The 23,567-nt window shown below is 43.1% G+C and carries 23 protein-coding genes; 18 read left to right on the forward strand and 5 right to left on the reverse strand.

Annotated elements, in window-relative coordinates; all coding sequences use genetic code 11:
* Positions 1-54 precede the first annotated feature (54 nt).
* The gene (locus CTT30_RS07835) at positions 55-906 is read right to left on the reverse strand and encodes an MBL fold metallo-hydrolase (RefSeq protein ID WP_252036581.1); all 852 of its coding nucleotides are present in this window, start codon (positions 904-906) and stop codon (positions 55-57) included.
* Positions 907-1,274: 368 nt separating this feature from the next.
* Between CTT30_RS07835 and CTT30_RS07840 the strand changes: the two genes are divergently transcribed.
* Positions 1,275-4,100, forward strand: coding sequence for a hypothetical protein (locus CTT30_RS07840; RefSeq protein WP_252036582.1), 2,826 nt, complete (start codon positions 1,275-1,277; stop codon positions 4,098-4,100).
* A 110-nt stretch (positions 4,101-4,210) separates the two neighbouring features.
* On the opposite strand, the gene CTT30_RS07845 is transcribed toward CTT30_RS07840, so the two are convergent.
* On the reverse strand, positions 4,211-4,573 hold the full coding sequence (locus CTT30_RS07845; RefSeq protein ID WP_252036583.1) for a hypothetical protein: 363 nt from the start codon (positions 4,571-4,573) through the stop codon (positions 4,211-4,213).
* A 258-nt stretch (positions 4,574-4,831) separates the two neighbouring features.
* On the opposite strand from CTT30_RS07845, the gene ccoN reads away from it, so the two are divergent.
* The 11 genes from ccoN (at position 4,832) to ttcA (ending at position 14,846) form a co-directional block, all read left to right on the forward strand.
* Positions 4,832-6,259 (forward strand): cytochrome-c oxidase, cbb3-type subunit I, encoded by a 1,428-nt coding sequence (ccoN, locus tag CTT30_RS07850; RefSeq protein WP_239866429.1) that lies wholly within the window; start codon positions 4,832-4,834, stop codon positions 6,257-6,259.
* A 13-nt stretch (positions 6,260-6,272) separates the two neighbouring features.
* Entirely contained in the window at positions 6,273-6,893 is a 621-nt protein-coding gene (gene ccoO, locus CTT30_RS07855; RefSeq protein WP_239866427.1) for a cytochrome-c oxidase, cbb3-type subunit II, read from the forward strand.
* A 15-nt stretch (positions 6,894-6,908) separates the two neighbouring features.
* Entirely contained in the window at positions 6,909-7,085 is a 177-nt protein-coding gene (locus tag CTT30_RS07860; RefSeq protein WP_239866425.1) for a cbb3-type cytochrome oxidase subunit 3, read from the forward strand.
* Entirely contained in the window at positions 7,082-8,059 is a 978-nt protein-coding gene (gene ccoP / locus CTT30_RS07865; RefSeq protein WP_239866423.1) for a cytochrome-c oxidase, cbb3-type subunit III, read from the forward strand. The genes CTT30_RS07860 and ccoP overlap by 4 nt, the downstream gene beginning before the upstream one ends.
* A 104-nt stretch (positions 8,060-8,163) precedes the next feature.
* A complete protein-coding gene (locus CTT30_RS07870) occupies positions 8,164-8,643 on the forward strand; it encodes a FixH family protein (RefSeq protein ID WP_252036584.1) in 480 nt (159 codons plus the stop codon).
* Between the two features lie 7 nt (positions 8,644-8,650).
* Positions 8,651-11,023 carry a heavy metal translocating P-type ATPase gene (locus CTT30_RS07875; RefSeq protein WP_252036585.1) on the forward strand — a complete coding sequence of 791 codons (2,373 nt, stop codon included), beginning with the start codon at positions 8,651-8,653 and terminating at the stop codon, positions 11,021-11,023.
* A 1-nt stretch (position 11,024) separates the two neighbouring features.
* Positions 11,025-11,189: a cbb3-type cytochrome oxidase assembly protein CcoS gene (gene ccoS / locus CTT30_RS07880; RefSeq protein WP_239836935.1), complete on the forward strand. Its 165-nt coding sequence runs from the start codon at positions 11,025-11,027 to the stop codon at positions 11,187-11,189.
* Positions 11,186-11,857: a sulfite exporter TauE/SafE family protein gene (locus CTT30_RS07885; RefSeq protein ID WP_252034511.1), complete on the forward strand. Its 672-nt coding sequence runs from the start codon at positions 11,186-11,188 to the stop codon at positions 11,855-11,857. The genes ccoS and CTT30_RS07885 overlap by 4 nt, the downstream gene beginning before the upstream one ends.
* A 90-nt stretch (positions 11,858-11,947) precedes the next feature.
* A complete protein-coding gene (gene fnr, locus CTT30_RS07890) occupies positions 11,948-12,697 on the forward strand; it encodes a fumarate/nitrate reduction transcriptional regulator Fnr (RefSeq protein ID WP_239836938.1) in 750 nt (249 codons plus the stop codon).
* Positions 12,698-12,826: 129 nt separating this feature from the next.
* The gene (gene uspE, locus CTT30_RS07895; RefSeq protein WP_239836940.1) at positions 12,827-13,774 is read left to right on the forward strand and encodes a universal stress protein UspE; all 948 of its coding nucleotides are present in this window, start codon (positions 12,827-12,829) and stop codon (positions 13,772-13,774) included.
* A gap of 139 nt (positions 13,775-13,913) precedes the next feature.
* Positions 13,914-14,846: a tRNA 2-thiocytidine(32) synthetase TtcA gene (gene ttcA / locus CTT30_RS07900; RefSeq protein ID WP_239836942.1), complete on the forward strand. Its 933-nt coding sequence runs from the start codon at positions 13,914-13,916 to the stop codon at positions 14,844-14,846.
* A gap of 55 nt (positions 14,847-14,901) precedes the next feature.
* On the opposite strand, the gene CTT30_RS07905 is transcribed toward ttcA, so the two are convergent.
* Genes CTT30_RS07905 through CTT30_RS07915 form a run of 3 tightly spaced genes read right to left on the reverse strand, consistent with a single transcriptional unit; the run spans position 14,902 to position 17,214 of the window.
* The gene (locus CTT30_RS07905) at positions 14,902-15,561 is read right to left on the reverse strand and encodes a DUF2987 domain-containing protein (RefSeq protein WP_252034513.1); all 660 of its coding nucleotides are present in this window, start codon (positions 15,559-15,561) and stop codon (positions 14,902-14,904) included.
* Positions 15,562-15,575: 14 nt separating this feature from the next.
* Positions 15,576-16,418, reverse strand: a complete 843-nt coding sequence (locus CTT30_RS07910) for a glucosaminidase domain-containing protein (protein WP_370689712.1) — start codon at positions 16,416-16,418, stop codon at positions 15,576-15,578.
* The gene (locus CTT30_RS07915) at positions 16,411-17,214 is read right to left on the reverse strand and encodes a DUF2189 domain-containing protein (protein ID WP_252034518.1); all 804 of its coding nucleotides are present in this window, start codon (positions 17,212-17,214) and stop codon (positions 16,411-16,413) included. The genes CTT30_RS07910 and CTT30_RS07915 overlap by 8 nt, the downstream gene beginning before the upstream one ends.
* Before the next feature lie 364 nt (positions 17,215-17,578).
* Between CTT30_RS07915 and potA the strand changes: the two genes are divergently transcribed.
* The 6 genes from potA to CTT30_RS07945 all read left to right on the forward strand — a co-directional run bounded on the left by potA (position 17,579) and on the right by CTT30_RS07945 (position 23,566).
* Positions 17,579-18,712 (forward strand): spermidine/putrescine ABC transporter ATP-binding protein PotA, encoded by a 1,134-nt coding sequence (gene potA, locus CTT30_RS07920; RefSeq protein WP_239836949.1) that lies wholly within the window; start codon positions 17,579-17,581, stop codon positions 18,710-18,712.
* Complete coding sequence (gene potB / locus CTT30_RS07925; RefSeq protein WP_239836951.1) at positions 18,693-19,553, forward strand: spermidine/putrescine ABC transporter permease PotB; 861 nt, start codon at positions 18,693-18,695, stop codon at positions 19,551-19,553. The genes potA and potB overlap by 20 nt, the downstream gene beginning before the upstream one ends.
* The gene (gene potC, locus CTT30_RS07930) at positions 19,553-20,323 is read left to right on the forward strand and encodes a spermidine/putrescine ABC transporter permease PotC (RefSeq protein WP_252034520.1); all 771 of its coding nucleotides are present in this window, start codon (positions 19,553-19,555) and stop codon (positions 20,321-20,323) included. The genes potB and potC overlap by 1 nt, the downstream gene beginning before the upstream one ends.
* A gap of 122 nt (positions 20,324-20,445) precedes the next feature.
* Positions 20,446-21,480: an extracellular solute-binding protein gene (locus CTT30_RS07935; RefSeq protein ID WP_252034522.1), complete on the forward strand. Its 1,035-nt coding sequence runs from the start codon at positions 20,446-20,448 to the stop codon at positions 21,478-21,480.
* Between the two features lie 173 nt (positions 21,481-21,653).
* A complete protein-coding gene (locus tag CTT30_RS07940) occupies positions 21,654-22,691 on the forward strand; it encodes an extracellular solute-binding protein (RefSeq protein ID WP_239836955.1) in 1,038 nt (345 codons plus the stop codon).
* 80 nt (positions 22,692-22,771) lie between these two features.
* Positions 22,772-23,566, forward strand: a complete 795-nt coding sequence (locus tag CTT30_RS07945) for a GGDEF domain-containing protein (RefSeq protein WP_252034524.1) — start codon at positions 22,772-22,774, stop codon at positions 23,564-23,566.
* Position 23,567 lies beyond the last annotated feature (1 nt).

The raw sequence follows: 23,567 nt of genomic DNA on the forward strand, positions 1-23,567 counted from the left end.
CTGTATTTTAAGATTGAATCATCAGAAATTGTCCGAGTTTCAATGGGATAATGCTCAGTTAACTTTTGGTTTGCTCGCTTTCTGTTGTTCCTTTGTAGCTAAGTCTACTTGTTGGTCAACAAAGTTGAAAAAGTTATCTTCGCTAATAAAAGGGTTATTGGGACTTGCCTCTTTCAATCTATCTCGATTGGCAAACAGGTTGTTTTTATGAGGGTGATTAGACAAGTTAACCGTTACAACTGGGCTACTTTCGGCGATTTTTTTGATTCTCTTCATGCTCGCGAAGTATAGCTTAGCGAGAGCAGGATTTTGGAAATTGACGCCATGCCCACCAACGACAAAAGCGCGATATTCGCTTCCATTATCTTTAACTAAGAAATCAATCGACAAGTCACCTTCGGTATGCCCTGGCGTGATGTAAAACTTAAATTTTGTGTCTCCTAACAAAACTTCAGATCCATCTTCGGCAAATTTAAAGACTTTCGGTGGCATGAATTTATTCTCACCTTTACTCTTTTCCGATTGCTTTTTAGTTAGCTCTAAGCCCTTTTCTGTCATGATCACTTTGGAATTGTAGATGGATTGCAGAAACTCTGCCCCACCCACATGATCGGAATGTCCATGCGTTACAATAATATAGCTCACCGATTTATCGCCTAATCCCAACTTCTGCAAGTTTTTGGGAATCCATTTACTGTATGGAAAATCAAGGGTATCAATAATCACTAAACCTGCTGATGTATCTATCGCATAGGAAGAAACCCACTTATCCCCGATGTAATAAACATTGTCGAACATCTTAAACGGCTCGATATAACCGTTTTCAGCACTCATCTTAGGTATACCCGTTTGAGAAAATGTTGAAGCTGACAAAAACATTGTCATCAAACATAGAATTAAGCGCATTCCAGTCTCCCTAATGCCAATCAATAGCCAAAGTTCCACCGCCTTTACCGTTTTAGAATTAAATGTTGGTGTTTAGTTTGGCAAGACTACCATACTGGATGTACACACAATACGTCATTGCATTCATTTAACGTATGAAGAGTAGCAGCCACCCCCTGCTCTCAGACCAAGTTCCCTCTCTTTGGTGTTGTTTGTTTTAAGTCTTTGAATTTGCGTCAAATGGCTACTGTGTAGTATCAGGTCAGAACCTGAGATTATCTAGGCATATTGAACTGGATAAAAAATATAATTTTATAATGAATCATTTCCAAGCCTTCTACTTTTGAACTACTACTGAAAATCCTTAAAAGGATGAAAAGGACAAAAGGATGAAGACATTAACAACGGGGCTTAGTGTGTTGAGCATGTGTTTTACATCACTCACTATGGCTACTACCTTCTATCAGGAAGCAGAGAGCAATTATATTGCATTTGAAGCCGAAGATTACCATCACATCATTCGCCATAATGGTGAAAACGATGGGTTCAATGTAGTAGGAATCAACGAGTTTACCTCAGATTTTGGGACGTCTGTTTTACCCGCAGACTCAAGTTATCCCCCCTCACAAGATCGCGCTCTGCTTGCTGATTTTCGCTACCAACTGCCAATGCAGCAATCAACCGTTCAATATCAGGTTGTTTTTAACACACCAGGCACTTACCGACTCTACTATCGACGTTCAATGTTTGAAATTGGTGACGGATCATCTTACGGAAACGAAGATTCATTCTTCTACGCTAAGGCTTTTGATTCTGAAGAATTACTACGTGATGGGAGCCGGCAATCCCAAGATAGTACTAAAGAGTCTCATCCCCAAACTAACCCTTCTGAAGGAAAGTTTTTTTGGTTCCAAATAGACACTAATTTCGTTGTTTCTGAACAACAAGTAGGAAAACCCCTAACTTTTTCAATCAGTGACCGAGAAAAGGGGTTCGCCATTGATCGTTTTGTATTCAGCTTAGATCACAGTCTCGATGTTGCTGAAATACCAAAAGATGGTGATGGTAATCAACTTGACGAATTAGCCAACTCACCAGAGCAAGCGCCTAGCCATAACGCTTATCTATACCCTATGGACTATGTGCCCCACTTTGAGAGTGACGAAGAAATATTGTCTCGTGAGAATCAACTGAAAACTGTACGAGATGATTATATTGCTTATCTGTTTGAGCAGGATAAATCCGGTAATAGTGAGCAGGTTATTGATGAGCTCATAGCCCTAAATAACAATCAGGATGACTCCAAAGCCGCACTCCGTAGCATGATCACTTTGATCACGGATGAGAAGTTCTTTCCTCACTGGCGTGACTACGCCGTCAATCGTTTTTATGCAGAAGCAGAGAAAGCCCGGTTAATTGCTGCACAGGTAATCGAAGATAGTGACGGACAAGTTAACGATCTAAGGCAGGTAACGCCAATCCGACGTTATATGGACTACGCTTGGGCACTAGATAGGCTAGATGCCTTCCATAGCAATACTGAGGAAGCTACCGCTTTTAGAGCTCGTTTTGAGGACTTTGTAAACCAAAATTTAGAAGGCTTAGGTCCCTATTACGACGGTCCTTATTACACAACAGGCTACAACAAAGAAGTCTTTGCTATGGATGTCGCCTCTACGGTGAGTTTGCTCTATAAAAACTCCCCCCTATTCCCCAAGATGAAAGAAGCTTTCTCTGCTTTTTGGCTGAACGTGACCCAAACATCTTATGATGGCGATAACTCTCCCCATTACGATGTTAATACCGGATTTCAGATCATTCTGAATATAGCATTAAGGCACGGCCTAGAAAGCGATGTTATTCAATCTGAACACTTGTTAAGAATGATGGATCGTATGTCGAGAACCATTATGCCTAGTGGACAGTCTGCGAAATGGGGTAAATCGATGGAAAGCATTTCTTCTGGTCAGATCAAAATATCAGCTGGTGATAACCTCCCATGGGTTTTAAAAATGGGCTATCGGCTATGGCGTCACCCTCACTACTTATACATGGCGAGAAAATATCAAGCCTTTATGTATCAAGATCATGGACCATTTACAGGGAAAGAATATGTCCCCGACCTTTGGCCACTGGGTATTGATGCCTTCGATATTGAGCTAGCAAAACCAAACTCTGGCGACTTACTCTCTCGAACGACGCCTCGTATTACCTCATGCTGCGAGTATAACGGGTTACTATTAGGTCGAGGAGACAGTAACTATGTCGATGTACAAGATAAGTTAATTCTATCGACTGGGCATCACCCAAGAGCCCCATACATGTTGATGGACTTGAGTTATACACAACATAAGGCCGCCGCTGATCACCGCTCCGGTATTGATAATCATAACTTCAATGGTGCACATACTGTCACTCGTTTGAAACGATGGTCAGAAGCCAATAAAACAAGTGGGATCTATATTAATCCAGCTCAATACGACTACCCAGAAGCGCCTTACCCTTCCAAGGAAGTTGCTGCATCTGGCAGTACCGATCAATTTGATGAAGTTATGGGGTACAGCCCATCATTTGATTACGAATTAGAGCATTACAATACTCAGCAACTGTCTGAAGATGCCGCTTATGGCATAGTGAAATACCATAAGTACCAGTACCCTGGAGTCACAACTCAGCGGGAAACTGTCCTTCTTCACAACGGCGCTCTTGTCGTTTTAGACACACTTTCCCCTACCACAACTTACTCTGGAGAGCATAAAGGCGGGGCAATTTATCAGGTATTGCCACAGTTTAAATCTCTAGAGGGAGATAACTGGGTTCTTCTTAGAGGTGGACTGAAAATGTTACCAACCCCTTTGCCTACAGGAGAGCTGCAGTACAATGACACTTTGATATTCTTCGATAGCTCAGCTGAAGATATTGACATAAGATCGACAGAAAACCGATGGGATCCTGAGAATAGGGAATGGTTTAGTGCTTCAAAAAACCTTAAAGCAGGTGAATCGTTCAAAATCGTCTCATTAATATTACCTCTAAGAGAGACTCATTCCGTTCAATCTTTCGTTAATACTCTAGATGTAAACTATGAAACTGATTCAACACAGATAACTATTCCATATAATGCTACACAGAATCTCAAAATTGTTTTTCACTCTAACCAACCGGCGAGTGTGACCTATGAAGAAAGGGATAAGGAAAGTAAGCAGAACGAGTAATAATCTGACCACTTAATCAACGGCCATTTACCTCCACAAATAACTCAGCAGGTAAATGGCCATCACTTCAATTCTTAAGTTACAGATCTGGCATGCTGGGTTTTCTAAACCTAAAGTCGGAACTTGATACCAATAATTTGAGCCTCTTCGAGATCTTGAAGAGTGAGTTCAAAATCCTCTTTCGATGGGAGTTCGATCTCCCAATTGTCATCTTTATTTTCGATTTTCAGCTGTGAATTTTCACTACTCAGATGCCAATTTCCGATAGGCTGTTCGACAATCACTTTTGAGCCTTCCAGAGATGCATTGATAGAACTGTTTTTAACATTAAAAGTACAACTTGGTTTCAACTCACAATCGACATTTCTCTGTTCATGATAAGTGAGTGTTCGCCAAATAAACGCTGTAATTAAAAGGCTTAACATGATGATTATTTGAGCAAAACGGGAGCGTGTCAGTTTTTCGGCTGCCATTCGGTAGAGTTCTCCGTGTAACAAACTTCAAAGTTTTAAAATAAAAGGTCAAAACCTGACCAGCCGTAAGGTTACTACCCTGTCATTGAATTGTTAAATGCAGTATAGTTGGCGGCTGAAAATGCCACTTTTTTTAAAAATCGGCAAGAAAGTTTAACCGACTGTTTCGGCGTCATTTTCTTTAATGGTTTGGGTGGCATTACGACATGTGTCGTGTTGGAAGTAAAGTGTAGTTAATTAGAAATTGGAAGCATGCAAATGAGCCAAGAAAAGCAGCTTGAACAAAACTACAACTATACGGTCGTCCGTCAATTCACCTTAGTAACTATTCTATGGGGTATTGTCGGTATGGGCGTTGGTGTTTTGATTGCCGCTCAATTAGTTTGGCCACAGCTAAACTTTGATACGCCGTGGTTGACGTACAGTCGTTTACGTCCTCTGCATACTAATGCGGTTATTTTTGCGTTTGGTACAAGTGCTCTGTTCGCAACGTCTTACTACGTTGTACAGCGTACCTGTCAAACTCGTTTATTTGGTGGCCCTCTTGTTGCCTTCACCTTCTGGGGATGGCAAGCAATCATTTTAGCCGCAGCAATTACTCTACCGTTAGGTATGACCTCTGGTAAGGAGTATGCGGAACTGGAATGGCCGATCGACATCGCTATCGCAGTGGTTTGGGTATCTTATGCTATCGTGTTCTTCGGGACATTGATCAAGCGTAATACATCTCACATCTACGTAGCGAACTGGTTCTTCGGAGCCTTCATCATTACAGTAGCGGTTCTTCATATCGTTAACAGCATGGCGATCCCTGTCTCCATGGGCAAATCTTACTCGATTTACTCTGGTGCTGTGGATGCAATGGTTCAATGGTGGTACGGACATAACGCAGTAGGCTTCCTACTCACTGCGGGTTTCCTTGGTATGATGTACTACTTTGTTCCTAAGCAAGCTGAACGTCCTGTTTATTCTTACCGTCTATCTATCGTTCACTTCTGGGCGCTTGTATCTCTATACATTTGGGCAGGCCCTCACCACTTACACTACACAGCGCTTCCTGATTGGACGCAGTCTATTGGTATGGTGATGTCTCTGGTGCTATTCGCACCTTCTTGGGGTGGTATGATCAATGGTATCATGACGCTGTCTGGCGCTTGGCACAAACTTCGTTATGACCCAATTCTTCGTTTCCTAATCGTATCTCTATCGTTCTACGGTATGTCTACGTTTGAAGGTCCAATGATGTCAATTAAGACAGTTAACGCACTGTCTCACTACACTGACTGGACTATCGGCCACGTACACTCTGGTGCACTTGGTTGGGTTGCAATGGTTTCTATCGGTTCTGTATACCACCTAGTTCCTCGCCTGTTTGGTCAAGAGCGTATGTACTCTGTGAGCATGATCAACGCGCACTTCTGGTTGGCAACAATCGGTACGGTTCTATACATCGTTGCAATGTGGATCTCTGGCGTAATGCAAGGTCTGATGTGGCGTGCAGTAAACTCTGACGGTACGTTAACTTACAGCTTCGTTGAATCTGTACAGGCATCTTACCCGTTCTACTTCGTACGTTTCCTAGGTGGTTTCATCTTCCTAACTGGTATGTTCTTGATGGCGTACAACACGTATAAGACTGTCACAGCGCCAAAAGATAGCCTTAAAGCTATCCCACAGCCGGCATAAGGAGATTTAAAGAATGAGTTCTAATTCTAACAATCGCCACGAAATTGTTGAACGCAATGTCGGTTTGCTAGCGATTCTTATTGTTTTTGCAATCAGCTTGGGTGCACTTGTAGAGATCACCCCGCTCATTTTCCAAAAACAAACAACTGAGCCAGTGGATAACCTCCGACCATATACAGCTCTAGAGCTTGAAGGTCGTGATATCTACATCCGTGAAGGTTGTAATGTGTGCCACAGCCAAATGGTCCGCCCATTCCGTTCTGAAACAGAGCGTTATGGTCACTACTCTGTTGCTGGTGAAAGTGTATATGAGCACCCATTCTTATGGGGTTCTAAGCGTACAGGTCCAGACCTAGCACGCGTTGGTGGCCGTTACTCTGACGAGTGGCATCGAGTTCACCTACTTGATCCACGTGAGCTTGTTCCTGAGTCAAACATGCCTGGGTTCCCATGGCTGGCTGACAACGTTCTTGATGGCAAGAACACAGAGAAAAAGCTAACCGTCTTCCGCGATCAGTTTGGTGTTCCATACACGGATGAACAAATCGCAAACGCGTCTAAAGATGTAGAAGGTAAAACAGAGATGGATGCCATCATTGCTTACCTTCAGTCTCTTGGTCACGCAATGAAGTAATAAAGGGGTGAAATTATGGATATCGGTACTATTCATGGTATTTGGACCATAGTGCTTTTCGTGTGCTTTATAGGTGTAGTTTGGTGGGCATATGGCAAGAGTCGTCAAGCCCGCTTCGATGAAGCTGCGAACCTTGTTTTTGCCGATGAAGAGCAAACGCCCTCAAAAGAACAAGGAGTGACTAAGCAATGACGACATTTTGGAGTCTTTGGATCATCATCATCACAGTCGGAACACTGGTCGGCTGTGCTGCACTACTCTTCTGGTGCCTTAAAGATAAAATGGGCGTTGAAGAAGGTGCAGATATGGGTCACGAATACGATGGTATTCGTGAGCTAAACAACCCACTACCTAAATGGTGGACATATCTGTTTGTTGGTACATTCGTATTCGCAGCAGTTTACTTCACGCTATATCCAGGTATGGGTAGCTTCAAAGGTGTGCTGGGCTGGCAGAGTTCTGACCAACTAGTGACAACCGTGGAAGAATCAAAAGCATCTATCGCTAGAGCTCAAGAAAACAAACAGCTTGTGCAATACGCGAAAGAGCTAGACGATGCTGAAACTTACTTCGGTGAAGCGTTCAAGCGTCTGGCGTACGTTGATGGCTCTTCTGAGCTGCGCCCTATCCCAGAAATCGCCGCTGACGATGAAGCAGTGAAAGTAGGTCAACGATTGTTCCTGCAAAACTGTTCTCAGTGTCACGGTTCAGACGCTCGTGGTCAAAAAGGTTTCCCTAACTTGACTGATGATGCGTGGTTATATGGTGGTGAGCCAGAAGCGATTGTAACGACAGTAATGCAAGGTCGTATCGGTCAGATGCCAGCATGGAAAGACGCGCTTGGTGAGCAAGGTGTTAAAGAAGTCGTTAGCTACACGCTAAGCCTTTCTGGACGCTCTGTTAACGCACGTGAAGCTGAAGCGGGTAAAGCGCGCTTTGTTGTGTGTGCGGCGTGTCATGGTACTGATGGTAAGGGTAACCCTGCTGTTGGTGCTCCTGACTTGACTGATCAGGACTGGTTGTTCGGTGGCTCTCGCGCCGATGTGACTGAAACAGTAATGAATGGACGCTCTGGTGTGATGCCAGCGTGGAAAGACATTTTGGGCGAAGATAAAGTCCAACTCGTTTCAGCTTACGTCTGGAGCTTAAGCAACTCGGAACAATAAGTTACATTTCAACAACAGCCCCTTACTTTCTATAGATGGTAATGGGGCTGTCTTTCTTTTAGAGTTAACTCCCTGATTCTATTTTATTAATCGAGAACTTTTTTATGGTAAAGCCTTGGTATAAGCAGTTTTGGCCGTGGTTCCTAATCATCCTGCCGTTAACCGTCGTTGTTTGGACAATCATCACTGTCATCGTATTTTCTAATAATTCGGTGTCTCTGGTGACTGAGGATTACTATAAAAAAGGAAAAGGAATCAACATCGACATTTCGAAGATCAATGTTGCAAGAGATTTAGGCTTGTCAGCAAAGGTCTTTTCCGATGGTAATGATGTCATCATTCAGTTTGACAAAGGCGAGCTAGACCATTTTCCTGCGATCACAGCTATGTTCGCGCACCGAACTCTGCCAGATCGCGATTTCAGCCAGCTACTGACATCGGATGCAAAGGGTCAATACCGTTTATCTCTAAATTCTGAGCTTCAGGGGCCGTGGTTTATTGAACTCACCCCACATGATAAACATTGGTTGGTTCAAGGCCGAGTCACCTTCCCTTCATCATCTCCTGTAGAATTATCAAACTGATCAGCTTATGTGTGAATCGTGTTATCACTGCGGTGAAGAAGTACCAGTCAACACGGACTTTAAAGTCGAAATCTTAGGAGAAATCAGGGCAATGTGCTGCCCTGGTTGTGAAACTGTCGCCCAAACGATTGTCGATAGTGGCTTAGTCTCTTACTACCAGTATCGTACTGCCCCCGCGGAAAAAGCCGATTTGGTGCCTGAACAACTTCAGGCACTGATTCATTATGATAACGAAGAAGTCCAATCTGAGTTTGTGAGAAACGCCGAAGACAAAGCCGAAGTGACCTTGTCACTAGAAGGCGTTTCATGTGCAGCATGTGCTTGGCTAATTGAAAAGCAAGTTTCCACTCGTACTGGCGTTCTTTCTATTCGAGTCAATACTACGACAAACCGCGCAATCCTAGCATGGGATAAAACCCAAACTAAACTCAGCGAACTGCTTTCTAGTATTCATCAGCTCGGTTACAAAGCTGCACCTTTTGAAGCAGACAAACAAGAAGCCGCCTATCATGAATCCATGAAGCAATACCTTTATCGACTGGGTATTGCTGGTTTGGCAACCATGCAAGTAATGATGCTGGCTGTCGCACTTTATTTGGAAGTATTTGGTGACTTAGAGCCTGAATTTAAAAGCTACTTTCGTTGGGTGAGTTTAATCTTCGCAACCCCAGTAATGCTCTACTCTGCCCTTCCATTCTACCTCAATGCATGGCGAAGCATTCGCAGCCGAACGCTAGGCATGGATGTCCCCGTCTCATTGGCCATGATCTTCGCGTACTTTGCCAGCTTGGTAGCAACCGTCACTGAGCAAGGTGAAGTCTTTTTTGAGTCCATCTCTATGTTTGCGTTTTTCCTACTCGTAGGTCGTTTTCTTGAGATGCGTGCTCGGCGTAAAGCGGCAGCGGCAAGTGGCAACCTTCTAAAGCTTATCCCCGCTATTGCAACAAAGCTGGATGGCGATCAGGTCCCTGTAAAAACGCTCAAACTCGGTGACCAAATTCGCGTTCTTCCGGGAGAGCACATTCCTGCAGACGGGAGAATCATTAAAGGGCGTGTCCATATTGATGAATCCATGTTAACTGGCGAATCTGTACCAGTGGTCAAGAATATCGATGACCATGTGTATGCAGGCACCTTGAATGGTGAAGAATCTTTCGAGCTTGAGGTGATGTCCACAAAAGCAGACTCAATGATTTCCAATATTGTTCGCTTACAAGATGAAGCCCAGCTATCAAAGCCTAAAATCGCGCAAATTGCAGATGTTGTCGCTCGCTACTTTGTCGCTATCATATTGGTCATTGCAGCAGGCACTTGGTTTTTCTGGCATCAAACTAAACCTGACGACGCGTTTTGGATCATGCTGTCGGTTTTAGTGGCAACTTGTCCTTGTGCACTATCTCTGGCAACACCAACCGCATTAACTTGTGCGACTTCTCGAATGGGTAACCTCGGTATATTACTTCGAAAAGGCCACGTCTTTGAGACTCTCTGTAAAGTCAACCATCTTATTATCGACAAAACTGGCACGCTAACACATGGCGATATAGTGATCAGTGAAGTAAACACCTTCTCTGATACCTCAAAAGAAGAAGCCTTAGCGCTCGCGGCCTCACTGGAATCGCACGCAAATCATCCGATCGCGAGAGCTTTTAAATCATATCAAAATGTTGATATTCAAGTCACTGATGTTGAAAACATGATTGGCTCTGGCATTCAAGGTGTACATCAAGGCAAAAAAGTTAAGATTGGCAGTGCACACTTCATATTAGGCGAACAAGCTCAAGCGGAACCTAACTCCGTTTACCTAAGCCTTGATGATCAGCACATTGCCACCTTCACATACCAAGACCCAATTCGGGCTGAGTCCAAAACATTCATCGAACGTTTCAAGCAGGCAGGCATCAAAGTCACTCTGTTAACGGGTGATTCTGAATCAAATGCAAATGTTGTCGCTAAAGAAATCGGTATCGAAACCGTTATTGCCGAAGCCAAACCTCAAGATAAACTTGAGTATCTGAAAAAAGTGGATGGAACGGATGTGACAATGATGATTGGCGATGGCATTAATGATGCCCCTACTCTTGCAGGAGCACACCTTTCAATTGCTATGGGGGGCGGTGCTGATGTAGCAAAGGCCTCAGCAGATATGGTCCTTCTGGGTGACCAACTTGACCGGATTCTTGAAGCTCGAACACTGGCTTTGCAAACACGTAAAATCATCCGTGAAAACCTAATATGGTCTCTTGGATATAACGTGTTGATTCTGCCATTAGCAGTTGCTGGGTTTGTTGCACCATATTTTGCAGTTGTTGGTATGTCTGCAAGCTCAATTATTGTAGTATCTAATTCTCTACGCTTGCTCAAAGAGAAAGGTAAATAAGATGGAAAGCCTTTATATTCTGATCCCAATTGCTATCGTATTAGTGTGTGTCGCTATTGCAATCTTCCTATGGGCAGTTAAAAGCGATCAATTTGAGGATCTAGAGCGACAAGGTCATAACATCCTGTTTGATGAAGACGAGAAGAACAAGAGTCCCCACAAATGACACCCGATTGGCTGGGCGCTCTACTGATAGGGATCATCGGTGCAGGCCACTGTATGGGAATGTGTGGAGGCATTGCTTCAGTGCTTACCATGGGGCAAACCCACAGCTCTAAATGGGTTCCTGTCTTTTATAATCTAGGCAGACTGTTGAGTTATGCCAGTATCGGTGCCATCGTTGGTGGTGCTATCTCTTCTATTGCCGAAATCAGTTCATTGAACAACGCGTTGACTTGGTTGAGGCTGGGAGCGGCAGTATTCATGATGGTACTCGCCTTCTACATTGGTCGTTGGTGGCAGGGCTTACTTTACGTCGAGAAGATAGGCCAGAAACTGTGGAAATTCATTTCCCCAGCAGGGAAATCACTATTGCCGTTGAAATCCCCTGCTCATGCGCTTCCATTTGGCTTTATCTGGGGGTGGTTACCATGTGGGTTAGTGTATTCAACATTAACTTGGTCTGCCGTGTCAGGTAATGCTGTTAACGGGGCGTTAATCATGCTCGCATTTGGGGTAGGAACTTTACCTGCGATGCTGCTTATGGGCTTTGGTGCCACCTATTTGCACAAACTGCAACAGTCGACGATTTTTCGCAACTTTGGGGCGTTATTGATTTTATCTTACGGGATCTACACAGCTTACGGAGCAATAACCATATTATCATTAACTTGATATACTCCTGTTTTTCTGCGGCTTTTTTAACTACCCTTTAGGATTAATGAGTGCTAAAATATTGATGTATATCAAATCTTGAAGGTTGTTATGATTTCTGAAAAGCCTGCAACAAAACGCGTCCAATCCGGTGGATGTGCTATTCACTGTCAAGACTGCAGTATCAGCCAACTGTGTATTCCATTTACACTGAATGAGTCCGAGTTGGACCAACTAGATCAAATCATCGAGCGAAAAAAGCCAATCCAGAAAGGACAAGAGCTTTTTAAAGCGGGTGACGAGCTAAAGTCTCTGTACGCTATTCGTTCAGGCACAATCAAAAGCTATACAATCACAGAGCAAGGTGACGAGCAAATTACCGCTTTCCATCTCGCAGGTGACTTAGTGGGCTTTGATGCTATCACCGGTGATCTACACCCAAGTTTTGCACAAGCACTGGAAACATCGATGGTGTGTGAAATTCCATACGAAACCTTAGACGACCTTTCAGGAAAAATGCCTAAACTTCGTCAGCAAATCATGCGCTTGATGAGTAACGAAATCAAAGGCGATCAAGAGATGATCTTGTTACTGTCTAAGAAAAATGCAGAAGAGCGTTTAGCCGCATTCCTTTATAATTTATCGACTCGCTTCTCTCAGCGTGGATTTAGCCCTCGCGAATTCCGTTTGACTATGACACGTGGTGACATCGGTAATTACCTAGGCTTAACTGTAGAAACCATCTCCCGCCTATTGGGTCGTTTCCAAAAATCAGAAATTCTCAGTGTCAAAGGTAAGTACATCACAATTCTTGACCACGACACGCTAATGGAGTTAGCTGGAGTTTCAACAGAATCTTAATAACTTCAATGACGTAGCTCAAAACAGAGCTGCGTCATATTTTTTCCACCTTCCCAGCTTTTTTTCTAAAAATCTTCTCCCAGCTAGGCTACATTAGTCATATAACTCTCCCACTCCTAAGGAGTTACTATGAGTATCTATAACAAAATACTAGTGGTTGCAGACATCAATAAAGATGAACAACCTGCCCTAGCTCGTGCTATGCAGCTCGCTGCTAAAAGTCGCTCTCGCAGTCAGGTGACTTTCTTCTTGTCTATCTACGATTTTTCTTATGACATGACTTCAATGTTGTCCGTTGACGAACGAGACGCTATGCGCCGTGGTGTTATTGGCCAACGCGAGCAATGGATGCAAAATGTTGCGAAACCTTATTTGAATGACAATATTGATTTTGAAGTGAAAGTGGTATGGCACAATCGCCCTTACGAAGCGATCATCGCTGAAACTTTTGCGGGAAGCCACGATATTGTCATCAAAGGCACACGTAAACATGACGTCCTTGAGTCAGTAATTTTCACCCCAACAGACTGGCACCTGCTTCGTAAATGCCCTTGCCCTGTATTACTGGTGAAAAATGCGGATTGGCCGGAAGATGCAAGCATTCTCGCCTCTGTTCATGTAGGCTCTGAAAATGATACTCATCTCGGACTCAATGATAGTATGGTTGAGCAGATGAAAAGCTTAACAGAGCGCCTTGGTGCTAAGCCCTATCTAGTTAATGCTTACCCTATCACTCCGGCTAATATCACGATCGAACTACCCGAATTTGACCCTACTACTTACAGTGATGCGGTTCGTGGTCATCACCTCACAGCGATGAAAGCATTACGCCAGAAGCATGGTTATGATGAACAACAAACAATCGTGGAACAAGGGTTGCCTGAAGATGTCATTCCAGAAGCAGCCGAAAAATTAAATGCTGCCATGGTGATCATTGGAACCACTGGCCGCACTGGTTTATCTGCTGTTTTCATCGGCAATACCGCTGAACATGTTATTGATAAAATAAACTGTGATGTATTAGCCCTCAAACCACAAGGTTATATAAGCCCTCTGGACCCAAAAACCGCCGTGTAATTCAGCCTCTTCTCATCCCCTTAAGATAACTTAAGGGGATTTTTTATTGCCTTCTATTTATTAGAACTGGCATCTAATTCATTTATCCGTATCATACCCACTTCATTTTGGTTTCATGATTGATTAAGACTGCAAGCGAATGACTGAGCAAACTCAAGAGCTAACAAAAGCTCAACAATACAACTTCAACAAGTTACAAAAGCGTATTCGTCGTAATACAGGCCAAGCGATTCAAGACTTCAACATGATTGAAGAAGGCGATCGCATTATGGTTTGTCTGTCTGGCGGTAAAGACAGCTTTACTATGCTTGATATTCTGATGAGTTTGCAAAAAAGTGCGCCGATTAACTTCTCGCTAATTGCTGTGAATCTAGACCAAAAGCAGCCAGGCTTCCCAGGCCATATTCTTCCTGAATACTTAGAGTCTTTGGGTGTTGAGTACAAAATTGTAGAAGAAGATACTTACTCGATTGTTCAGGACAAGATCCCTGAAGGTAAGACAACTTGTTCTCTATGTTCTCGCCTACGTCGTGGCATTCTATACCGTACCGCGAACGAGCTAGGTGCGACTAAGATTGCTCTAGGTCACCACCGCGACGATATTTTAGAAACACTGTTCCTAAACATGTTCCACGGCGGAAAGATGAAAGGCATGCCACCTAAGCTGGTATCAGATAACGGTGAACATGTGGTAATTCGTCCGCTGGCTTATTGTCGTGAGAAAGATATTATCAAATTCTCAGATATGCGTGGTTATCCTATTATCCCATGTAACCTGTGTGGTTCTCAGCCAAATCTACAACGTCAAAATATTAAGCAGATGCTGAACGATTGGGATAAGCGTTTTCCTGGTCGAATTGAAACCATGTTCCGTGCAATGCAAAATGTAGTACCGAGTCACTTAGCTGATCATGAATTATTCGATTTTAAGTCTATCGATAAAGACTCTGGTGTTATTAATGGCGGGGATATCGGTTTTGATAAAGAAGAGATGCCAACACAAGAGATCGTTGACGAAGATAGAGTTCAAGAGTTTGATCCGAATTTACAACTTGACGTCACTAACATCTAAACACATTGAGTATTAAAAAAGGGTCGTATTTACGGCCCTTTTGTATATCCGAGTATTACTTTGCTTTTGGTAAATACGGTAATACTCTTGCTGTTTCCTGTGGCAGTATCATAAAGCCCCCCTTACCAATATCCGATAAAGCAACCTGAACTTTACCTTCCATGATAGGTTTGCTAGAACCATCAGAGAATTCAACTTTAGAGTTCAGTTTGTCAGCGAATTCCAGTGTCACGCCTTCAACGTCGGGCGTAAACCAACTCGCAAACATTCCCCCCAGATCCTCGAGCATCGTCTGCATTTGTGGCATTAATTTCTCAACGTCTTCATAAGTAACTTTGCCTTTAAGCGGCTCTCTAGTCATCACAACCATTGAGAAATCACAGCGTTGATCTCTTGGAGTTTGAACAAAAACCAGAGGGTTAGCTGATTTAAGATTGTTATCCAATGGAACGATCAGTTCGTGGTAAGGAGAAGACTTTAACTCTTCATAGTGTTCTTCTTTTTCCATCCATGCTTTCTCGATAATGCAGTTTTGTTTTGTATCCGCATTGAGGAAAAAGAACCCGACTTTGACGTCTTCATGTCCTTCTTTCACATTTTGCTTCATGTGAGTAAAGAGCTTCGAGTAGGTAAACATGTATTCTTGAGCAGAGACAGGCAGTGCCACCACAGTTGAGAGGGTAGCTGCTAAAAAGGCTAACGGTAGTTTTTTCATTGATTATGCGGTACTTATTCTTTAGTTAGGGGCGCTTCCCAGAACGCCTGATTGTGCCTGATCATCGCTTGTAAATCCTTGACGTAGGCCTCACCCCGCTCAGAGTATTTCAACAGGCCATTGGTCAGAGCAATCGCTGCATCAGTATCTGTGAGGCTTTCGCCACTAAGATGGCGTTGATAACGAATTTCTCGTAGATCTTCATAAGCAAGATTACGGTTCACATTCATAAAGTAACCTTGAATCGACTGCTGTACTGAACTGAACTTAGCGACTTCATGAGTCATCCCCTCACCTCTCGCCATAGGAACCAGTCCACAGCCTGTGCTGTAACACCACTGACCGAAGTAATTGTTTGCCTGAATCGCAAAGCGTGAGGTCCCCCAAGCAGATTCATTGGCCCCTTGAACCAAAACCAAGGCTTCCGGTATCACATCAACGCGATGAAACATTTGATCCAGCCATTGTTGGTTTATACCAAAAGGTTCAAGTTCAACGTTATAAAGCTCGCCTAATCGCTTTGCATGATTCGTATCATTACTCGAAAGCTGCCCAGCTTGTAAGCGAGCTTGTATCTTATTTAGACGCTTTCGTTCATCGAGGATACGTTGGTTCTCAAAGGCGATACCTGGGCGTAAATAGTCGAAAAATGCTTGTTTCTTTGCCTTCACATCCGTGATAGCTGAAAAGTCTGGCGCTTGACCCACAGAGTGACCGTCAAATGAAATCGAATACTCTGGCATTTGAGCCTGCTTCCTGCGTTCACGTTCCTGTGCTTCATTTTTCTCGTAGCTATAAAAACTACAGCTGGCGATTAAGCCAGCTGTAGCGATAGCAATGAATTCACTTTTACGCATTGAACACTTGTGAATCGTCGTCATTGTCATCCTCATCTTTCGGTCTATCCGTTGTGACAATCTTGAGTTTGATACCAAACATATTGCGATAGATTATGCCCTTCACGTGAAAGAAGAACGGTAAAACAAGAATCAAACCAAGACCATAGAACATGGCTGCAGCAACGAACATTAGCATAACCAACGAGTAGATCCCTGCCAAAACAAAAATCTTTTTATTCACCGCACGTAATGACAGCAGTAAAGATTGCATCGGTGGGATCTGCTTCTCACAAATGAGAAGGATAGAGTTACTGAACGCAAGGGACAGATACATAGAAAGGAATGGCAGAATCATGCCAGCAACACCTTGAAGCAATAAGCTAAACAGAGTCGCCAGAATTACAGGCATGGTATGCTGAAGCCCCTTCAAGATATGGCGAGGCTTCGTAGATAGGCCTGCTGCGTGGCTCATCGCCATTAAGCTAACGCCAGCATAAATAGGAGCACTCACCACTTCATAACTGAAATTAGCAATAAAGATGGCTTGGATCATACGAGGCTCAAACGCCTCTGGATTTGTGAACGCATCAAAGAGAATAGATGGTTCACCTAACTGCAGTTTAAGCGCGATATAGAAAATCGCTAACTGAACGACGAGTAAGACAACAATAGCGGGAGAAAACGACAAAAAGTTTTTGATTGTATGGCTCCACGCTTCTCTGAGCACTTCGCCTACCTTAAGTTCGTAGTCACCAGAAAGAGCACGCTCAACACTTCCACCTAAATTGAAATCTTTTTCAATATCATTATTCATTATTGAACCCAGCGCTTAATACATCATGCACTAAGCTAACTTGTTGATTAAGAGTTATGTTACGACATCCAGACATTATACTGAAACCTTACCAAGTCCAAAATCGATTCGTACTCATCTGCTTGCTTTATTACCCATATGATTGATAATTGACCATTAACTGCGCAATCAAAGCCTAAATTTGCCATAAGTTTTCTATGTTTAAAGCATTAGAGTCGCCTTAAAACAGTATGGTAAAAAATGTTTACCTTAACCTGCAAAATTTTTTGTGTTTCAAGGTAAGAAAATACTTTGATTTCACACTTTTGGTGATTATGATGCGCGCCTCTAATTTGTGTAACTACGGGTCATTTCTGTTGGCCGATTGGGAGAAAGACAGACGTTGAACGCTAAACAACACGCAGGACAGCCAGTTATCCGTTTAACTGGTATAAGCAAAAGTTTTGATGGCAAAGAGATTATCAGAAATCTTAACCTTGATGTGAATCATGGTGAATTTCTAACCATTTTAGGTCCGTCAGGCTGTGGTAAAACCACTGTATTAAGGATGATTGCCGGTTTTGAAGCCGCTGATAATGGTGACATCATTCTTGATAGTCAGAATGTCACTCATGTTCCTGCTGAGCAAAGACACGTCAACACTGTATTCCAAAGTTACGCCTTGTTCCCACACATGACCGTTTTTGACAACGTTGCCTTTGGCTTGCGTATGCAGAAAGTCCCCTCCACTGACATTGAACCGCGTGTCATCGAAGCATTGAAAATGGTGCGTCTTGAAAAAATGGCGCAACGTAAACCACATCAGCTTTCGGGCGGTCAGCAACAACGTATCGCGATTGCACGTGCCGTAGTCAACAAACCCAAGGTTTTATTACTTGACGAATCTCTGTCAGCTCTCGATTACAAATTGCGTAAACAGATGCAAATAGAGCTTAAACAGCTTCAGCGCCAGCTTGGCATCACCTTTATCTTTGTCACACACGATCAGGAAGAAGCGCTTTCAATGTCAGACCGCATTATTGTGATGCGCGACGGCATCATTGAACAGGACGGCTCGCCTCGCGAGATCTACGAAGAGCCTAAGAATTTATTTGTTGCTCGCTTTATTGGTGAAATCAACGTATTTGACGCAACCATGATAGAACGTATCGATGAGAAGCGAATTCGCGCTGAAATTGAAGGTGTTGAATCGATTGTTTACTACGATAACGAAGCTCTGACAGGAGACAAACTTCAAGTCCTGCTCCGCCCGGAAGATCTCCGATTAGAAGAAATTAACGAATCCGAACAAAAAGGGATTGTTGGCCACGTAACAGAACGTACGTACAAAGGCATGACCTTAGACTCAGTGATTGAACTCGACTCAGGGACTCGCGTTATGGTGAGTGAGTTCTTCAATGAGGATGATCCTGATGTTGACCATTCATTAGGCCAGAAAGTGGCGATCACTTGGGTTGAAAGCTGGGAGGTGGTTCTTAATGATAAGCAAAAAGCTTAATCTGCAGAACGCCATCATCACATTGATTGTCGGTTGGCTAGCGCTGTTTGTGCTTGTGCCCAACCTCATGATCATTGGTACCAGTTTTCTGACCCGTGATGAAGCGAATCTGATTGAACTGACATTTACGTTCGATAACTACCTTCGTTTGATGGATCCGCTCTATGCAAAAGTGCTATGGCATTCTTTCTATATGGCGATTGTAGCAACATTACTGTGTTTGGTGATTGGTTATCCTTTTGCTTACATCATCGCAAAAATGCCAGAGAAATGGCGACCTATCATGCTGTTTTTAGTGATTGTGCCTTTTTGGACAAACTCACTGATCCGGACTTATGGCCTAAAGATTGTGCTTGGGACTCAAGGAGTATTGAATAAATCCCTAATGGCAATGGAAATCATCGAAAAACCTATTCGTCTGATGTATACCGAGACAGCGGTGATGATCGGCTTAGTCTATATCCTACTGCCATTTATGATTTTGCCACTCTATTCAGCTATCGAGAAACTTGATGATACTTACATTGAAGCGGCGAAAGATCTGGGCGCGAACAAATTTCAGACGATCACAAAAGTGATTTTGCCACTGACGATGCCAGGTATTATAGGTGGTTGCCTACTAGTGCTTCTGCCTGCTTTAGGCATGTTCTACATTGCAGATCTACTTGGTGGGGCGAAGAACTTGCTCATTGGTAACGTGATTAAAAGCCAGGTCCTTAATGCTCGAGATTGGCCATTTGGCGCCGCGACGAGTATCGCACTGACTATTGCCATGGCGATCATGCTCTATGCCTACTACCGAGCCGGTAAGTTATTGAATAAAAAAGTGGAGCTAAACTAATGGGACGTACAGTTAGATTTAGCTTTATGGCATTGGTTTATGCATTTCTGTATTTGCCAATCATCGTGTTGATCGTCAACTCATTTAATGCCAATAAATTCGGCATGAAATGGGGAGGCTTTACCACCAAGTGGTACGAAACGTTAATTAATAATGACAGCTTAATGCAAGCGGCTTGGCACTCATTGAATGTCGCGGTTTTTTCGGCGACTGCAGCAACAATGATCGGAAGTCTAACGGCCGTTGCCCTATTCCGTTATACGTTTAAAGGGAAAAGCGCAGTCAACGGCATGTTATTCGTGGTTATGATGTCACCCGATATTGTAATGGCTATCTCGTTGCTTGCGCTGTTTTTGGTTTTGGGTGCACAACTGGGCTTTTTCACCCTGTTGATTGCGCATATTACCTTCTGTTTACCTTTTGTTGTGGTTACGATTTACAGCCGCTTAAATGGCTTTGATGTAAAAATGCTTGAGGCAGCCAAAGACCTTGGTGCTAGTGAATGGATTATTCTCAAACAAATCATTCTGCCACTGGCGAAACCCGCTGTGGCGGCAGGCTGGTTGCTGAGTTTTACTCTATCACTGGATGACGTCATCATTAGTTCATTTGTGACAGGACCAACTTATGAGATATTACCACTCAAGATCTATTCAATGGTTAAAGTGGGAATCTCTCCAGAAGTGAACGCGCTTGCCACTGTCATGCTGATTGTGTCACTCATCTTAGTCGTGATTTCTCAGTTACTCGCGAGAGAAAAAGTTAAATAGATTTACACCTTATTTCACGAAACAGAATGGCTTGATGTCATTCTGTTTTTCTATCGACCGCCGTTTATGCTTACGTGATTACTCAAGAGCATTCGGCAACGTTTGGTTTGGAGCTAACGTCAATGAAAAAATGGGCTACTTTTTTAGCTGGTAGTGCATGTGCGCTTTCACTGTTCTCAAGTTCAGTGTTCGCCGATGAAAACAAAGAACTGGTATTTATGAACTGGGGGCCATATATCAGTAGCAGCCTTCTGGAACAATTTACCAAAGAGACAGGTATTAAGGTTATCTACTCAACTTACGAGTCAAATGAAACCTTATACGCCAAGCTAAAGACACACAATCAAGGTTACGATTTAGTTGTACCTTCGACGTATTTCGTCGCCAAAATGCGCGATGAAGGTATGCTGCAAAAAATCGATAAATCTAAGATTAGCAACTTTAATAATCTGGATAAAAACTATCTAGATAAACCTTATGACCCAAGCAATGACTACTCTATCCCTCACGTTGTTGCGATTACTGGTCTAGCCGTAAACGCCGATATGTATGACCCTAATGATTTTCAAAGCTGGGCAGATTTGTGGAATCCAGAGCTTGAAGGTCAGGTCATGCTGATGGATGACACACGTGAAGTATTCCATATTGCACTACGCAAACTGGGTTATTCGGGTAACTCAACCGATCCGAAGCAAATCGATGAAGCTTATGCTGAGCTGCAAAAATTAATGCCTAACGTACTAGTGTTTAACTCTGATAATCCGGGTGCACCCTATATGTCAGGCGAAGTCGGCGTAGGCATGTTGTGGAATGGCAGTGCGGCAGCCGCTCAAAGTGAAGGCATGAACCTCAAGCTTATATTTCCTAAAGAAGGAGGAATTGGCTGGGTGGATAACTTTGCAATTTCATCCGGTGCAAAAAATGTAGATGCTGCTCATAAGATGATTGATTTTCTCCTAAGGCCAGAGATTGCAGAACAAATTTCGCGTGACACTGGATACCTTACAGCAGTTCAAGTATCCAATGAGAAGTTTAAAGATGTCGCCCCACTCTTCCCTTCTCAAGAAGACCTTGACCGTGTCGAATGGCAAGATGCCATTGGCAGTATGACGGTAAAATATGAAGATTACTTTATGAAGCTCAAATCAGGTCAATAAGCATTCATTTTCTTCGAAATAGGCAGCATGAGCTGCCTATTTTCGTTATTGGCTGATATAATTCTTCTCTGTATGGTTTGTCGTTACGATAAACATCCTTACTCACGGCTTAATCTCCAAATATCGTCAGGGTTGACGATTGACTGATTCAGCAAAAACAAAACGGAAAAAGAATGAAAAGTAAATTCTATGCAAGTGCACTTTGCGCAGCGACGTTAATTGCTTCCCCTGCAATGGCTGCTGATCAAGAACTCTACTTCTATAACTGGTCTGAATACATTCCAAATGAAGTTCTTGAAGACTTTACGAAAGAAACGGGAATTAAGGTTATTTACTCTACCTACGAGTCAAATGAAAGCATGTACGCTAAGCTTAAGACTCAAGGATCTGGTTACGATTTGGTAGTACCGTCTACTTACTTCGTTTCTAAGATGCGTAAAGAAGGTATGCTGCAAGAAATCGACAAGAAGAAACTGTCACACTTCACTGACCTTGATACCAACTTCTTGAACAAGCCTTTCGACCCAAACAACAATTATTCTATCCCTTATATCTGGGGTGCGACGGGCATTGGTATTAACTCTGACATGCTAGATAAGTCTTCCGTTACTAAATGGGACGACTTGTGGGACAGCAAGTGGGAAGGTCAATTAATGCTAATGGATGACTCACGTGAAGTTTTCCATATTGCGTTGACTAAGCTTGGCTACTCGCCAAATACAACCAACCCAGACGAAATTAAAGCAGCCTACGAAGAGCTGAAAAAGCTGATGCCAAACGTATTAGTGTTCAACTCAGACTTCCCTGCAAATCCATATTTAGCTGGTGAAGTGTCTCTTGGCATGCTTTGGAATGGTTCTGCATACATGGCACGTCAAGAAGGTGCATCTATTGATATTATCTGGCCAGAAAAAGGCACGATCTTCTGGATGGATAGCCTAGCCATTCCAGCTGAAGCAAAGAATGTTGATGCAGCCCATAAGATGATCGACTTCCTATTACGTCCTGAGAATGCCGCCAAGATCGCTCTAGAAATCGGTTACCCGACACCAGTCGCTACTGCTCATAAACTACTGCCTGAAGAGTTTGCAAATGATCCAAGCATTTTCCCTCCGCAGGAAGTGATGGACAGCGGTACTTGGCAAGACGAAGTTGGAGAGGCAAGTGTGCTTTACGATGAGTACTTTCAAAAACTAAAAGTCGATAACTAAACACGTAAACTTGTTTTCAGTTATATACTTAATAAAGCGGCTCTGGCCGCTTTATTGGTTTCACCTAAGCCGAGGGCACTATGATTGTAAGATACAAAAGGTTCCTATCTGGCTTCTGCGTACTTTCTGGTCTTGCGATATTGGTTACGGCAATCAGTTATCAAACACATCCAGAATCCTATAGTGACCTTCTTTTCGAAACCAATACTCTGCTCGTTCTTCTCTTTATCTACTCTGTTTCTCGGGGAATTTATCGCAATAACAACTTCCTAAAGTGGGGCTTAATACTACTAATCGCTGATCAAGCGTATGATATCTTGACTGAAATACCCGCTCTAGATAGATGGGCAGACAATAACGAGTTTACTCATACGCTGATTGAAGATGGTGGAATTCAAATTGCCTACCTATTAATTGCTTTTGGTGTCACCCAACTGTTTCGTCAAATGAACGAGCACGCTTACACGGATGAACTGACAGGCCTATTTAACCGAAAAAAATTGTTCTCGATTGATCGTAAACGATTCGATTTAATATATATCGACTTGGATGGTCTAAAGCAAATCAATGACACGCATGGCCACGCCAGTGGCGATTTAACCATTATTCGCTTTGCACAAGCTGTTAATGCATCGGTTAATCCAACAGACAAGGCCTTTCGTATCGGCGGAGATGAATTTGTGATTGTGGTTGGCCCTGGAGAAGGTGAAGCTTTTATCGAGCGAATCAAAGAGGAACTTATTAAAGAAGAGATACTCTTCAGCTACGGTATTGAGTCCTCAACACCTGAAACCTTAAAAGAAAACCTGATAAAAACTGATAAAGCTATGTATGAAATGAAAAACTCTCAACGCAAACGCGCCGAGAGCAATTGAG

Origin of the sequence: Vibrio coralliilyticus, assembly GCF_024449095.1 — a bacterium.
Classification (GTDB): Bacteria; Pseudomonadota; Gammaproteobacteria; order Enterobacterales; family Vibrionaceae; genus Vibrio; species Vibrio coralliilyticus_A.